At 59.0% G+C, this 14100-nt stretch carries 13 protein-coding genes and 1 riboswitch; of the genes, 12 read left to right on the top strand and 1 reads right to left on the bottom strand.

Annotation, left to right across the window (positions count from 1 at the left end):
• Positions 1-140 precede the first annotated feature (140 nt).
• Together ISF27_RS04805 and ISF27_RS04800 are read left to right on the top strand one after the other, a co-directional pair.
• The gene (locus ISF27_RS04805; protein ID WP_194609564.1) at positions 141-314 is read left to right on the top strand and encodes a DUF6472 family protein; all 174 of its coding nucleotides are present in this window, start codon (positions 141-143) and stop codon (positions 312-314) included.
• A 230-nt stretch (positions 315-544) separates the two neighbouring features.
• A riboswitch (glycine riboswitch) is annotated at positions 545-643 on the top strand.
• Between the two features lie 152 nt (positions 644-795).
• Positions 796-2169 (top strand): alanine/glycine:cation symporter family protein, encoded by a 1374-nt coding sequence (locus tag ISF27_RS04800; RefSeq protein ID WP_194609562.1) that lies wholly within the window; start codon positions 796-798, stop codon positions 2167-2169.
• A 163-nt stretch (positions 2170-2332) separates the two neighbouring features.
• Here ISF27_RS04800 and ISF27_RS04795 read toward each other — a convergent pair whose 3' ends face one another.
• A complete protein-coding gene (locus ISF27_RS04795; RefSeq protein ID WP_194609560.1) occupies positions 2333-2743 on the bottom strand; it encodes a hypothetical protein in 411 nt (136 codons plus the stop codon).
• Between the two features lie 288 nt (positions 2744-3031).
• Between ISF27_RS04795 and ISF27_RS04790 the strand changes: the two genes are divergently transcribed.
• The 10 genes from ISF27_RS04790 (at position 3032) to ISF27_RS04745 (ending at position 14093) form a co-directional block, all read left to right on the top strand.
• Positions 3032-3982: an AEC family transporter gene (locus ISF27_RS04790; protein ID WP_194609558.1), complete on the top strand. Its 951-nt coding sequence runs from the start codon at positions 3032-3034 to the stop codon at positions 3980-3982.
• A gap of 12 nt (positions 3983-3994) precedes the next feature.
• The gene (locus ISF27_RS04785; protein WP_194609556.1) at positions 3995-5440 is read left to right on the top strand and encodes a sodium:solute symporter family protein; all 1446 of its coding nucleotides are present in this window, start codon (positions 3995-3997) and stop codon (positions 5438-5440) included.
• Positions 5437-6906, top strand: a complete 1470-nt coding sequence (locus tag ISF27_RS04780) for a sensor histidine kinase (protein WP_194609554.1) — start codon at positions 5437-5439, stop codon at positions 6904-6906. The genes ISF27_RS04785 and ISF27_RS04780 overlap by 4 nt, the downstream gene beginning before the upstream one ends.
• The gene (locus ISF27_RS04775) at positions 6896-8293 is read left to right on the top strand and encodes a sigma-54-dependent transcriptional regulator (protein ID WP_194609552.1); all 1398 of its coding nucleotides are present in this window, start codon (positions 6896-6898) and stop codon (positions 8291-8293) included. The genes ISF27_RS04780 and ISF27_RS04775 overlap by 11 nt, the downstream gene beginning before the upstream one ends.
• Before the next feature lie 291 nt (positions 8294-8584).
• Positions 8585-9352: a LamB/YcsF family protein gene (locus tag ISF27_RS04770; RefSeq protein ID WP_194609550.1), complete on the top strand. Its 768-nt coding sequence runs from the start codon at positions 8585-8587 to the stop codon at positions 9350-9352.
• 51 nt (positions 9353-9403) lie between these two features.
• Positions 9404-10639 carry an NRAMP family divalent metal transporter gene (locus ISF27_RS04765; protein WP_194609548.1) on the top strand — a complete coding sequence of 412 codons (1236 nt, stop codon included), beginning with the start codon at positions 9404-9406 and terminating at the stop codon, positions 10637-10639.
• An 18-nt stretch (positions 10640-10657) separates the two neighbouring features.
• On the top strand, positions 10658-11386 hold the full coding sequence (gene pxpB, locus ISF27_RS04760; RefSeq protein ID WP_194609547.1) for a 5-oxoprolinase subunit PxpB: 729 nt from the start codon (positions 10658-10660) through the stop codon (positions 11384-11386).
• 3 nt (positions 11387-11389) lie between these two features.
• Entirely contained in the window at positions 11390-12328 is a 939-nt protein-coding gene (locus ISF27_RS04755) for a 5-oxoprolinase subunit C family protein (protein WP_194609546.1), read from the top strand.
• Between the two features lie 11 nt (positions 12329-12339).
• Complete coding sequence (locus ISF27_RS04750; RefSeq protein ID WP_194609545.1) at positions 12340-13164, top strand: putative hydro-lyase; 825 nt, start codon at positions 12340-12342, stop codon at positions 13162-13164.
• A gap of 347 nt (positions 13165-13511) precedes the next feature.
• A complete protein-coding gene (locus ISF27_RS04745; RefSeq protein WP_194609544.1) occupies positions 13512-14093 on the top strand; it encodes a hypothetical protein in 582 nt (193 codons plus the stop codon).
• Positions 14094-14100: the final 7 nt, after the last annotated feature.

Here is a 14100-nt window from a genome sequence, read left to right as displayed (position 1 = left end):
ATAACCAGCCACTTAACGAGGACAAGCGAAAGCGCAGTCCGAGTTTAGTGGAGTGGCTATCCGCGGAGCGGGGCGCGAGCCCAGCGGGCGAAGCGCGAGTTTAGTGCGAGCTATGCGAATTTGCTTATGAGGTGGACATCATGAATGATTGCGACAGTTGTGCGTTTTATGCCTATGATGAAGACGAAGACGGATATTTCTGCAGTGTTGACATGGATGAGGACGATTATGCCCGCCTGATGGAGATGCCCCGCCCGAGATGCCCGTTCTACCGGAACGGGGACGAGTATGCTGTGGTACGGCACCAGATGTGACAAGGGGATGGCGGCTGAGGCGGAACTCCGCTGTGCGGCATCCGGGGCGAAATGTGCCATTTTTCATTGACAGCGGCAGGCTGCTTTGCTATGATGAATTTTGAACTGAATAGGAAGCGACGTGGAAGTTTTTAGGAAAAACTGCGGGGATTTGCGTTCTGCGCAAGGATGCCTGCTCTACCGAAGGAGTGAAACTCTCAGGTGCCAGTGGTTCTGGCAGAGACTAAAAACGGAGTGGCTCTGGAGAATCCCGGAAGGGTGCCGAAGGTGCAAGGACACATGCCGAATGGTGTGCCGAATCTCTCAGGCAAAAGGACAGAGTGTGGTTTTGGGCGAAGACCGCAATCCGCGGTTTTCGGAAAATGAATGCAGAGCCGTGTCCGGAGGGGACGCGGCTTTTTCTGTTTTCCGGGCCAGGGCTGCAGCGCGGTTTCTGAACAGCTGCGGGCAATTTATCGACGAAAGAAAAAGGGGAATGTGTATGGACAAGCTGAACAATCTTGTGGTTGCTGTGGACAATTTTGTCTGGAGCAGCCTGCTTCTTTACCTGCTGGTAGGAACAGGCATCTTTTTTACTGTCCGCACCGGATTCATCCAGATCCGGCGGTTTAAGCCGGCCTGGAAGCGGGTCTTCGGCGGCTTTTCGCTGAACGGTGCCAAGGCGGGAAAGGACGGCATGAGCTCCTTCCAGGCTCTCGCGACGGCGATCGCGGCCCAGGTCGGAACCGGCAATATCGCCGGGTGCGCGACGGCGCTGGTCTCCGGCGGTCCGGGCGCGATCTTCTGGATGTGGCTCGCCGCTTTCTTCGGCATGGCCACCATCTACGGCGAGGCGGTTCTCGCCCAGAGAACCCGCGTGCGTGATAAAAACGGCCAGATCACCGGCGGTCCGGTGTACTATATTCATGCGGCCTTTCACGGCGCTTTTGGAAAATTCCTCGGCGTTTTCTTCTCTATCGCGATCATCCTGGCGCTGGGGTGCATGGGCAACATGGTGCAGTCCAATTCGATCAGTGACGCCTTCTACACGGCGTTCGGCACGCCGAAGCTGATTGTTGGGATTTTCTGTGCGGCTGTCGCTGCCTTCATTTTTGTCGGCGGCATCGGCAGGATTGCTTCGTTCACGGAGAAGGTGGTTCCGTTCATGGCGCTGCTGTATATTGTCGGCGGTCTGATTGTTCTCATCATCAATTATCGTCATCTGCCGGCAGCGGTCGCCTCGATTTTCATCGGCGCGTTTGACCCGAAGGCACTCGGCGGCGCTGTCGCCGGCATCTCTGTCCGTGAGGCCATGCGGTACGGTGTTGCCCGCGGTCTGTTTTCCAACGAAGCCGGCATGGGCTCCACGCCTCACGCGCATGCCCTCGCGATTGTCGACAAGCCGCAGGATCAGGGCGAGACAGCAATGATCGGTGTCTTCATCGACACGTTCATCGTCCTGACGATGACGGCCCTTGTCATCCTGTCCTCCGGGCTTCTTGACGGGATGATCGAGAGCGGCGTGTCCGGAACTCCGGTTGCGCAGGCTGCATTTTCCGGTGCTTTCGGCGGCTTCGGCAGTATTTTCGTCGCGATCTGCCTGCTGTTCTTTGCCTTCTCGACGATCATCGGCTGGTACTTCTTTGCGCAGGCGAATGTGCGCTCCCTCCTGGGAAATGGCGCGGTGAAGCCATTTTCCCTGATTGTTGTCGTCTGCATCCTGGTGGGCTCCCTGCTGAAGGTTGACCTTGTGTGGAATCTCTCTGACCTCTTCAACGGGCTCATGGTGATCCCGAACCTGATCGCGGTGCTTGCGCTGAACGGCGTGGTTGCAAGGGCTTCGAGAGGGCACGACATCATGAAGGAAGACCTGTAGAACATTTCCGGAGATAGGGCTGGTCCGGTATGCGGAAAAATCATTCCGCCTGTCCACATTTTGATCATTGCGGTAAATGGGAGAACCCCACATCCTGCGAAGCGGCGCTTTGCGGGGTGTGGGGTTCTTGCGCATTGCCTGTAACTGTTCAGCACAGGCAGGTTCAGTAGAAATCTCCGGTATTTCGGATGCGCCTGCTGCAGAGGATGGCGTAGAGGCAGATCCCGGCGACAAGGATATCCAGGAAGGGGAGCTCTGACCCGGAGGGGCCGCCGATCCAGCTGCCGAATGTCCGGAGAAAGAATTCAATCAGGAAAGTGATGACACAGAGCAGGATCGTAAAATCATTGAGGACGATATCTGCCGGGACGGGCAGGACATTGGCAAGGATCGGCAGCGCGGCAGTGGCTACCGGCAGCCACTCAACGGCGTTGACCGCGAGGACGACGTAGGACGGAAGGCCGTCCCCCACCTCGAACATGGCATCCATTTTCCCCTTGCAGGAGATGAAGAAGAAAATGCGGATAAGAAGGATCAGTGCCAGGATCACATTGCTGAAAATTCGACGTCTCATACATTCCCCCCTGGGGTTCTTTCCCAAAAATTGCGGCTGTCCAGCACATGCGGGGAATGTCCGCAGGGAGGACGCTTTCAAGCGATCCTGCGAACATTCCCCGCATGGGGATTCACCGGAAAAAATCGGCGAACAGCAGCTGCGAATTAACTTCATTGTACCATACCGGCAGGGGAAATACACCGGGAAAATCCGAATCTTCCCTTGTTCTGCCGCACGGTTTGTGCGAAAATGAGAAACGTGTCAGCAGCTGTTCAATCCATGCCGGAGATTTTCAGGAGGGGTGTTATGATCGGAGTGTTTTTTCATGCTGTTTCCGCGGTTTTTATGATTTTCTGCCTGATGGCAGTCGGATTTGCCCTGGGCAAAGGGGGATGGCTCACCGGGCATGAGAAGAAATTTCTCAGCCGCTTTGTCATCAATATCGCGGTTCCCATGAACTGCATAACCGGCATCCTGAATAACCTGTCCCACGATGACCTTCCCCGGGTCGCGCAGTACCTGCTCGTTCCGGTGTGCACCATCCTGATCTCCCTGCTCATCAGTGAGGCAGCGGCTAAGCTCCTTAGGCTTCCGCGAAATCAGGCCGGTGTCTTTGTGGCGATGGCGTTTATCTCCAATACCCTGTTCATCGGGCTTCCGCTTTCCACCGAGCTCTTCGGGCAGGAATGCGTGCCGGATGTCATGGTCTACTATATGGCGAGCACGGTATTTACCCAGTCTGTCGCCCTGCTGCTCGTCGAGCATGCGGGAAATCTGCCGGCGGACACGGGGTTTTCCCTGCCGCGCCTTCTGAAGGATATCTTCACCAAGCCGCCGATCCTGGCGATTCTCGCCGCGTATTTCTGCCTGATCGCCGGTGTCCGGCCGCCGGCCTTTTTTATGAGCTTTGCGAAATACCTGAGCGGGTGCGTGACACCGCTCGCCCTGATCTACAGCGGATTCGTGGTCTATGAGGTCGGCCTCAGGAATATCCGCTTCCGGAAGGGCATCCCGGCAATGCTGGTGATCCGCCTGCTCCTCGCACCCGCGACCTGTGCCCTGCTCTGCGCCCTGGTGGGCGTCACCGGCCTCACGAGGAATGTCTTTATCGTGGAGTCGGCGCTCCCGGTGGTCTCCCAGGTGACCATCATGGCGGGCAATTACGGGGCTGATGAGCAATACGCGGCGGCGGGCACGATCCTGTCCACGCTGGGGATTTTTCTCACCATCCCGTTCTTGATGGTGGTTCTGTCCTGAGCGGAGGGGAAAATGGGGAAAACGGCACTGTATCTCGGCTGCTTCTGCCTCTATTCGGTGGTCCTGCTGATCATCGGCAAGAGCAGCCTTCACGGGGTGAACACCCCGGAGGATTACTTTATCTGCAGGAGGACGGTCAGCCTGCCGTTCTGCGCGGCGACATTTACCGGCACCTGGGTCTCGGCGATCACGATCCTGAGCTTCACCGGGAGCGTCTATGAGCAGGGGATCTCCGCCCTGCTGACGTCGGTGATCCCGTGGTTCCTCGGCGGATTCCTTCTGGGGTTTCTGGTTCATCTGGTATACAATTCCGGGGCGATCACCGCGCCGGAGATTTTCGGCCGGCTTTTTCACAGCCGGTATCTGCAGGCTGCCTACGGGGCAGTCTTTATCGGCATCTATGTGTTCTACCTGGTCACGCAGTATAAGGGCTTCGGGATGATTGCCTCAGAGCTCTTTGAAATCCCTTACCCGGTCGCCGTCCTGCTGGTCGGCCTGTTCATCCTGTATACTACCCTGGGCGGCTACCGATCTGTGCTCCGGACGGATATGATGAACCTGGGGCTTCTGATGATCAGCCTGATTGGCATCTGCGCGTATTTTACCGGGAGGGCGGGAGGCTTCGGGGAACTTTACCGGAAGGCGGCAGCAATCCAGGGAATTGCCCATCCGGGAGCCCTCGCCACGGGGAGAGGGCAGATGCTCCGCCTTTTTTCCGGCCGCAGTACGCCTGCGGTCATTCTCACCATGTTCTGGGGATGGGGGCTCGGCGTCGCCGCAAATCCCCAGTATCTGGTGCGCCTGATGAGCGCGCGGGATGAGCGGACAGCCCGGAAAACGCTCGGGGTCTCGCTCGGCCTTCTCGCCGTCGTCTATTTCTGCCTCGTGCACATCGGCCTCGCCATGCGTGTCCTCGTCCCGTCCCTCCCGGTGGATGTCACGACAGACGGCATCTTTATCCGGCTGATCAATCATGAACTGTACAGCCGCTGGAGCGCGCTGTTTTTCTTTGCCGTGATCGGGGCCTGCGTGTCCACGGCGAACTCCCAGCTGCTGATCATCGCCTCCTCATTTTCCTGGGACATCTTTGGGGCACTCGCGAAAAAGCCGATTCCCGGGAAGCGGATCGTGGAACTCGCGCGGTGCAGCGTCATCGCGGGAGGGCTTGCGGCCATGCTGCTCACCCTGAACCCGCCCGCCTCCATTCTGGCCTACGGGGGCGGTGTCTGGGGCATGATCAGCATCCTTGCGGTTCCCCCGCTCTATCTGCGGGCCGCCCTCGGGAAGGGCAATGCGCGGGGCGCCGCCTGGTGCCTTATCGCCGGCCTTCTCTCCGCGGCTGTTTTTTATCCGCTCTATGCCCGCGGCATGATCCAGGTCCACCCGGCATTTCCGGGATTTCTGGTCTCCACGGCCGCGCTTCTTGCCGGATCCCGTGAGAGGAGGTGCGTGGAATGAGGCCGAAAGAACGTATCCGCAGGCTTTTTACGATCGAGAACAAGATCCTGGTGCCTTTTTCGGTCATCGGGGTACTGTGCCTTGCCGCGCTCTTTGTGGTGATGTACTGGAGCCATTACCGGCAGCTTGACCGGGAGCAGCTGGTCGTCACAATCTATTCGCAGAGGTATCTTCTGCTCGCCGGGGTCGCCATGATGATCGTCATCGTGCAGACCGCGGTTCTTGTCGCCTACAACATTTCCACGCCGATCCGGGAGCTGTCGGAAATCTGCACCCGTGTCGGGAAACGCCCGGATCTCTCCGCGGCGGCGTTCCCGGAGCTCGCGGAGTATACCGGGCGGGCAGATGAGGTGGGCCAGCTCGCCTCCGCCTTCGAGATGATGATGGTCAGCCTCAGGAAGTACACGGATGAGCTGAACTGGACCAAGGCGCTCAATGAGAGCATCGTGGAAAACCTGCCGATCGGCGTGATCGCATGCAATGCGGAGAAGGAGATCATTTTCCGGAATGCGCGCGCTGCCGCCATGCTGGAAAATGTGTCCGAGCATGACCGGAACGGCCGCACGCTGTCCGACCTGGTGAGGGAGCGGATCCGGACGGAGGAGATCCTCCCGGCACCGGCGGTCCTCTTGGATGGCGCCGGGAAGGAGAGAGACCTGGAGTTCGGCAGCTGGCAGCTTCGGGACGGCAACGGCGGCATGCTCTACACGATCGATGATGTGACCTACAAGAAGCGGATGGAGGAAAAATCCGCGCGGGATGAGAAGCTTGCCTATACCGGCCGACTCGCCGCCAATGTCGCCCACGAGGCGAAAAATCCCCTCGCCGGCATCCGCGTCGGCCTTCAGGTGATCCAGCCGCACATTTCCGGAACGAGGGACCAGATGCTCTGCGCCGAGATGATCCGTGAGGTTGACCGCGTTACCCTGCTCATCGAGAACCTGGTGGATCTTGCGAGAAAACGGGAGTCGGAGAAGACCGTCGTCAGCCTGAACCAGCTGCTTGAGGAGATTGCGCTGCTTTACGGGAAAATCGCAGAGAACAAGGGAATCCGCCTGGATATCGGGATGGAAGGCAGCCTCTGCGTCTTCGCAGACGAGCGGGACATCCGGCAGATCTTTATCAACCTGATCAACAACGCGATCAAGGCGATGCCGTCCGGCGGCGTCCTCCGGATTTCGGGGAAAAAGGATCAGGGGAAAATCCAGTTTTCCGTCGCGGACAGCGGCATCGGGATGAGCGAGGAGAAGCTCCGGAAGGTGATGAACGGGGAGGGCAGCGGTTTCGGCCTCCGCATCGTCCGGCAGCTGACCGGACGGAACGGCGGAGTGATCCGGGGAGAATCGGCGGAAGGCGAGGGAACCTGCTGGACACTCACTTTTGCCGGAACCGAGACAGAGGGGGAAGAAACGCCCGCAGGCGCATTTGCCCCCGCAGGAGGAGAAAGGGAGAACCATGGTTTATAAGCTTCTGGTGATTGATGATGAGCTTCTGATCCGCATGTCGCTGGAGAGCGGCCTGAGTGACCGGGGATACCAGGTGAAGACCGCGGCGGACATCCGGGAAGGTCTGGATCTCATGGAGACGTTCCGCCCGCACGTGATTCTCCTGGATAACCGCCTCGGGGAGGACAGCGGCATCCGGCACATCGCGGAATTCCGCCGGATTGACGAGGATGTCATGATCATCATGATGACCGCGTACGGTTCCATCCAGAACGCGGTGGAGGCGATGAAGCTCGGCGTCAGCAACTATGTGCAGAAGCCGTTTGATCTCGAGGAGATCGACCTCATGATCCGGCGGGGGATGGAGCAGCAGGCGAGCACCCGCTCCCTGGAGGCGATGAAGCTGCGCCCGAGGAAGCTTCTCGGCATCAGCCCCGCGATGCAGCAGATCCGGGACAATATCGCGGTTCTCGCGAAGAACGACAACGTGGATATCCTGATCTGCGGGGAGACCGGCACCGGCAAGGAGGTGGTGGTCAATACCATCCACAACCAGAGTTCCCGGGCCAATATGCCGCTGGTCAAGATCAACTGCGGGGCGATTCCCGAGAACCTGATCGAATCTGAGCTTTTCGGATATGAGAAGGGGGCATTTACCGGCGCGGTGAAGAGCAAGAAGGGGCTGATGGAGCTCGCGAACGGCGGCACGCTCTTTCTCGACGAGGTCGGGGAGCTGCCGCTCGCGATGCAGGCGAAGCTTCTGACATTTCTCGAGGACCGCAGCTTCAAGCGGGTCGGCGGGCTCCGGGATATCGAGGTCAATGTGCGGATTGCGGCGGCAACCAACCGGAACCTCGAGGAGGAGGTCCGAAAGGGCAATTTCCGGGAAGACCTGTTCTACCGGCTGAATATCATGCAGATCCGCATTCCGCCGCTCCGGGAGCGCAGGGAGGACATCCCGGTGCTCTGCGATTTCTACCGTGAGCATTTCAACAGGAAATTTCAGAAATCGGTGAAAGAAATTTCTCCAGAGTTCATGGACAGGCTGATGAAGTATTCTTGGAAGGGCAATGTCCGTGAGCTCCGGAATGTGATGGAGAGAACCGTGCTGTTCTGCACGGGGGACGTCCTCACCGGGAAGGAGACGGGCCTCATGATGGCGCCCGGCATGGTTCCCGGGGAGAAGGAGGAAGAAAATCCCGACGAGTATCGCCTAAAGGATCTTGCCGATGGCCCGATCAACCTCCGGGGGGAGCTGGAGAAGGTGGAGAAGGCGTACATTGACCGTGCGCTTTCGCTCGCGGACGGAAATCTCTCCAAGGCGTCCCAGCTGCTCGGCTGTACCAGGTTCACCCTGAAGCGCAGGATGGACAGTATGTCGGAAATGACAGGACAAAACAAAAAATAATGAGGCCGTCCAGAATCCAGGTGAGCGGAATTGAACCGCCGGGTGTGCGAAAATGCACATCCCGGCGGTTTTCTGCATCCGGGAGAAGGGCGCAGCCGGCATTTCTCCACACCGCGGGGAAGATGCCGGGGGAGCGGAAACCGCGGATTTTCCGGGAAGATTTCCGCATGGGGCTCCCTCTTTGCTCCGGCCGCCGGGAGTGGCTAAGCCCCTGGCTGAATTGGCATAGATGTTGCTTTATATTGAATTGTCAATGAAAATTATGATTTTTATATAAAGGAGGAAACATCTATGTACAAAGTTGACCTGAACAGTGACCTGGGGGAGAGCTTCGGCAATTACACCATCGGGCTGGACAGCGAGGTGATTGCCCACATTTCCTCTGCCAATGTGGCCTGCGGGTATCACGCCGGCGACCCGCTGGTGATGGACAAGACCGTGAAGGCGGCGAAGGCGGCAGGCGTTGCCGTCGGCGCGCATCCGGGCTATCCGGACCTCATGGGCTTCGGGCGCCGGAAGATGGCCGCCACGCCGAAGGAAGTCAAGGCGTATATCCAGTATCAGGTTGGCGCGCTGATGGCCTTCTGCGAGGCAAATGGCATCAGCCTCCAGCATGTGAAGCCTCACGGAGCCATGTATAACACCGCGGCAAAGGATCCGGAGCTCGCCCGCGCGATCGCTGAGGGAATCTACGAGGTGGACAGGGACATCATCCTGCTCGGCCTCGCGAACAGCTGCCTGATTTCTGAGGCGGAGAAGGTCGGCCTCCGGACAGCCAGCGAGGTGTTCGCGGACCGCGCCTATCAGGCGGACGGATCCCTGGTTCCGAGAAGCCAGCCCGGTGCGGTCCTGCACGACAAGGACGAGGCGATCCGCCGGACGGTCCGCATGGTGAAGGAGGGAAAAGTGACCGCGATCACCGGCGAGGAGGTGCCGCTCAAGGCAGATTCCATCTGCGTTCACGGTGATAACCCTTCCGCGGTGGAATTTGTGAAAAATATCCGGGCAGCGCTTGAGGCAGACGGCGTCCAGATCGCGCCGATCGCGGAGATCGTCTGAACCGGTTAGGCAGCAGGGGAATATGTTGGGGAAGAAAAAGGAGGATCTTTTATGAGCAGTGAAAAAACCAGTGAGCGCAGTACATCCGTACTGCTCGGCGCGGCATTCCTGATGGCGACATCCGCCATCGGCCCCGGGTTCCTGACCCAGACCTCGCAGTTTACCGCGAAGTACCTGGCTTCTTTCGCCTTTGTTATCGTCTGCGTCATCATCATGGATATCGTGGCGCAGTCCAATATCTGGTCGGTCATCGGCGTCTCCGGCCTTCGCGGGCAGGAGATCGCGAACCGCGTGGTTCCCGGCCTCGGCGTTTTTCTGACCGTCCTGGTCGTTCTCGGCGGCCTGGCCTTTAATATCGGGAATGTCGGCGGCGTTGCCCTCGGATTTAACGCCATGTTCGGCATGCCGGAGAAGATCGGCGCTGCCTTGGGCGGGATTCTGGCGATCTGCATTTTCCTCTCCAAGGGCGGAAAGAGCGTCGTCGACAAATTTGCTCAGGTGATGGGCGCGATCATCATCCTGGTCATGCTGTTTGTCGCCTTCTCCTCAAAGCCGCCGGTCGGCGATGCGGTTGTCCATATCTTTAAGCCGGAAAATCCCGGTTCCCTGGTCGGCCCGATGCTGACCCTGCTCGGCGGCTCCTGCGGCGGCTACATCACCTTCTCCGGTGCCCACCGCCTTCTGGATGCCGGCTACGGCGGGAAGGACGATGTCTCCCATTTCCGCAAGTCGGTATTGACCGGATGTTGTGTTTCCGGGATCGTCCGCATCCTGCTGTTCCTCTGCGTCCTCGGCGTCTGCACCAGCGGCGCGCAGGTCGTGGCGGCGAATGTTGAGGCAATCACGGGCGCGGCAAATCCGGCGGCGGAGGCCTTCCGTCTTGCCGCGGGCAATATCGGCTATAAGCTCTTCGGCCTTGCCCTGTTTGCGGCAGGTGTTACCAGCGTCATCGGTGCGGCGTACACCTCCGTATCCTTCCTGAAGACCCTGAACCCGTTCATCGCGGAAAATGAGAAATGGTTCATCGTCGCCTTTATCGCTTTCTCCACGCTCGTCATGGTGATCCTCGGCGGGGCGAAGAAGATGGTTATCCTCGCGGGAGCGGTTAACGGTCTCATCCTGCCGATTTCCCTCGCATGCATCCTGCTTGCCTGCAGGAAGAAGTCGGTGGTCGGCGAGGATTACAAGCATCCGGTATGGCTCCAGGTTCTCGGCTGGGTAGTCGTGGTTTTCGCCGCTTACCTGGCGGTCCGCGCGCTCCCGAATCTGGCGAAGCTGTTCAGCTGACGGAAAGGAAAGAGTACGATGGCAGAAGTTCGTTTTTTGAACACGGGGGATACGTCGGTCTGTGTTGAGTTCGGCAATGAGATCAGCACTGAGATCAACGCGAAGATCCGTGCGTTCAATATTCTGGTCGGGGAGAGCAAGATTCCCGGCATCGTGGAGACGGTGCCCACCTACCGCTCCATCATGGTTCACTATGATCCGGGCGTGATCACGCACCGGGAGATCGAGAAGCGGCTCAGGATCCTCGCCGGCCGCCTGGATACGGTGGTCATTCCGCCGAGCAGTGTCCTGGAGATTCCGGTTCTCTACGGCGGGGAAATGGGTCCGGACCTCCCCTTTGTCGCGGAGCACGCCGGGATTTCCCCGGAGGAGGTCATCCGGCTGCACACGGCACCCGAATACCTGATCTATATGCTCGGGTTCACCCCGGGATTTACCTACCTCGGCGGCCTTAACCCGAAGATCGAGACGCCGCGGCTGAAAACGCCGCGGGTGAAGATCCCCGCGGGCTCGGTGGGGATTGCCGGGAAACAGACCGGAGTTTACCCGATCGATTCTCCCGGCGGATGGCAGCTGATCGGGAGAACCCCGGTCCGGATGTATGATCCCGGCCGGAAGAAGCCGATTCTCCCCGAAGCCGGGCAGTACATCCGTTTCCGCGCGATTGACCGGGCGGAATATGACCGGATCAGCGCGGCGGAGGCTGAGGGAACCTACGTCTGCAAGACCTATCCGAAGGAGGGATGAATAATGGCAATTACGGTCAATAGCCCCGGCATCCTGACTACGGTGCAGGACCGCGGGCGCTTCGGCTACCAGGCATTCGGCGTCTCCGCCTCCGGGGAGATGGATCCCCGCTCGGCGGCGATCGCGAACATCCTGGTGGACAATCCGGAAAATGAGGCGGTGCTTGAGTGCACGATGATGGGGCCGCAGCTTAAGTTTGATGAGGATGAGTATATCGCGGTCACCGGCGGCGATCTCGGCCCGACGCTGGACGGAAAGCCGATTCCGAATTATGCCGCGGTGAAGGTCAGCGCGGGGCAGACGCTCCGGTTTACCGGACCTAAGTCCGGCTGCCGCGCCTATATTGCCTTTGCCGGCGGGCTGGATATTCCGGTGGTTATGGGAAGCCGCTCCACCAACATGAAAGCAAAGATCGGCGGCTTTAAGGGGCGCAAGCTGGAGAAGGGCGATGTGATCGGGCTGCGCAGCCCGAGGGCAGAACTCAGCAATCCTGAGCTCCGCGCCATGGCACCGGAATTCACTCCGCGCAGCGAGTATGTCCTCCGCGTTATCATGGGGCCGCAGGACGACATGTTCACCGATGCCGGGATTTCAACATTTCTCACCGGGCACTACAAGGTGACCCCGGAGTTCGACCGCATGGGCTGCCGTCTGGACGGGCAGGTGATCGAGCACAAGGACGGCGGCGATATCATCTCCGATGGGATTGCCTTCGGCGCGATCCAGGTGCCTTCCTCGGGCCTGCCGATCATCATGCTGGCAGATAGGCAGACCACTGGTGGCTACACCAAAATCGCCACGGTCATCACGGCGGATTTCCGAATTCTCGGGCAGCTGAAGGCCGGGGACGCCGTCTGCTTCCGGAAAGTATCGGTGGCTGAGGCTGAGGAAGCCCTGATTGCCGAGAGAAAGTCGCTGAGCCTTTTACGGCGCACGGTCTGAGGAGGTTTATTATGGCATTTGATATTACCCCGTATATTCACAAGTCGCCTGCCGAAGTCCGGGCGCTGATCCGCGAGGGGAAAATTGATTTTCCAACTTCCGGGATGTGTGCCGGCTATGCTCAGGCGAATCTGGTCATTCTCCCGCCGGACTATGCGGCAGATTTTGAGGAGTATACCAGACTCAATCCCTTTCCGTGTCCGGTGCTGGAGATTGTGAAGGGAAGCCCGGTCACCCATGATATGGGCGAGGGCGCAAATATCTGCACCGATATCCCGCGTTACCGGATCTATGAAAACGGCATATTCACGAAAGAGGTGACGGATGCCTCCGCCTGGTGGAAGGACGGCTATGTCGGCTTCCTGATCGGCTGCTCATTTTCCTTTGAGGAGGCGCTGATCCGCGCTGGCATTGAGGTCCGCCACATCGCGCAGGGCAGGAATGTTCCGATGTTCAAGACCAATATCATGACGCAGAAGGCGGGGCCGTTCTGCGGGCCAATGGTCTGCTCGATGCGGCCGATGACTCCGGAAAATGCGAAGAAGGCGTATGAGATCACAGAGAAGATGCCGAATGTCCACGGCGCGCCGATCCATATCGGCGATCCCCGGGAGATCGGCATAGCGGATCCGATGAAGCCGGATTACGGCGACCCGGTCGATATTTATCCGGGCGAGGTCTGCGTCTTCTGGCCCTGCGGGGTGACCCCGCAGGCGGCGGTGGAAAATGCGAAGCCGCCGATTGTGATCACGCATGCGCCCGGCCACATGTTTATCACAGATATCAAAAATTCCGAACTTAACGATTATCTGGAAAAGAAGAAACACCAGGTATAAATTCTGTGCGCTGACCAGGCACAAAAGTTGAACGAAAATACCGGATATTTTCAGATGAAAATACCGGAAAAACTGGATAATTCTGATAAAAATGGCGAAGCGGGCGGTTTTTCATTGACGATGGAGAACTGCCCGCTTATACTGTAGCTGTGAAACGGCTTCACAATTCTTTCTTTCTGAAATCGGCGGCAGAATGTTCACCGCCGGATCTTTCATCCGCAGTTCGCGGACAGAGTCCATTATACTGACAGCTGCCAGGGGCAGAACCTGGGGAAATTCTGCGCTTTTTTGCGGATCCGCGCACAGGGGAACGCCGTCTCCGGAGACGGCATCCGGGAGGTGGTGTGATGGCTGGGAAATCAGAAGCCCGGCGAAACAGAAAATTGGCGGGGATCGCCTGCCTGGTCCTGTTCCTCGGTATCGGGGGCGTGCGGGGCACGGTGCTGTCTGGTTCCGGCTGTGCGGGCAGCCTGCTTTCCGCCCAGGCAGCCGTGGAGGCACCGGCGGAAGGTGATGGCCGGGATGCGCACGGGGCGCCGGTGGAAGGAGACCCGGGGATAGCGCGGGAGAGGCCGGCGAAGACTGATTTCCGGGCACTAAAGGATCAGGGAATCCCGCTGGAAAATGATCTTTTGAGCGGGGCGGATCTTTTGAGCGGGGCGGACCTTGCGAGCGGGGCGGACCTTGCGAGCGGGGCGGACCTTGCGAGTGGGGCGGACCTTGCGAGCAGGTCAGAACTCCGCCCGGGGCAGAGGTCGGTTCTCCGTGCTGCCCGCCCGGCATCGGCGCCGGTCATTTTCCGGAGTGATATGAGAAACAAGATCTTTTATCCGGAGTCGGGCGGCGAGGGGACTGCGCGTCTTACCGCCAGCGGTGTCCTGTCGCTGATCCTTGCGGCACTGCTGCTCCGGATATGGGCAGGGGAGTAACACGGAT

The sequence above is a fragment of the Clostridium vitabionis genome (assembly GCF_015351765.1).
Taxonomy (GTDB): domain Bacteria; phylum Bacillota; class Clostridia; order Lachnospirales; family Lachnospiraceae; genus Clostridium_R; species Clostridium_R vitabionis.
The sequence above is the reverse complement of the archived record's forward strand: the minus strand, read 5'-3'. Positions and strand labels throughout refer to the sequence as shown.

What these genes read in the sequence shown, in the direction of transcription:
- ISF27_RS04805 (WP_194609564.1), top strand. Translation starts at nt 141, where the DNA reads ATGAATGATTGCGACAGTTGTGCGTTTTATGCCTATGATGAAGACGAA.
- ISF27_RS04800 (WP_194609562.1), top strand. Translation starts at nt 796, where the DNA reads ATGGACAAGCTGAACAATCTTGTGGTTGCTGTGGACAATTTTGTCTGG.
- ISF27_RS04795 (WP_194609560.1), bottom strand. Translation starts at nt 2,743, where the DNA reads ATGAGACGTCGAATTTTCAGCAATGTGATCCTGGCACTGATCCTTCTT.
- ISF27_RS04790 (WP_194609558.1), top strand. Translation starts at nt 3,032, where the DNA reads ATGATCGGAGTGTTTTTTCATGCTGTTTCCGCGGTTTTTATGATTTTC.
- ISF27_RS04785 (WP_194609556.1), top strand. Translation starts at nt 3,995, where the DNA reads ATGGGGAAAACGGCACTGTATCTCGGCTGCTTCTGCCTCTATTCGGTG.
- ISF27_RS04780 (WP_194609554.1), top strand. Translation starts at nt 5,437, where the DNA reads ATGAGGCCGAAAGAACGTATCCGCAGGCTTTTTACGATCGAGAACAAG.
- ISF27_RS04775 (WP_194609552.1), top strand. Translation starts at nt 6,896, where the DNA reads ATGGTTTATAAGCTTCTGGTGATTGATGATGAGCTTCTGATCCGCATG.
- ISF27_RS04770 (WP_194609550.1), top strand. Translation starts at nt 8,585, where the DNA reads ATGTACAAAGTTGACCTGAACAGTGACCTGGGGGAGAGCTTCGGCAAT.
- ISF27_RS04765 (WP_194609548.1), top strand. Translation starts at nt 9,404, where the DNA reads ATGAGCAGTGAAAAAACCAGTGAGCGCAGTACATCCGTACTGCTCGGC.
- pxpB (WP_194609547.1), top strand. Translation starts at nt 10,658, where the DNA reads ATGGCAGAAGTTCGTTTTTTGAACACGGGGGATACGTCGGTCTGTGTT.
- ISF27_RS04755 (WP_194609546.1), top strand. Translation starts at nt 11,390, where the DNA reads ATGGCAATTACGGTCAATAGCCCCGGCATCCTGACTACGGTGCAGGAC.
- ISF27_RS04750 (WP_194609545.1), top strand. Translation starts at nt 12,340, where the DNA reads ATGGCATTTGATATTACCCCGTATATTCACAAGTCGCCTGCCGAAGTC.
- ISF27_RS04745 (WP_194609544.1), top strand. Translation starts at nt 13,512, where the DNA reads ATGGCTGGGAAATCAGAAGCCCGGCGAAACAGAAAATTGGCGGGGATC.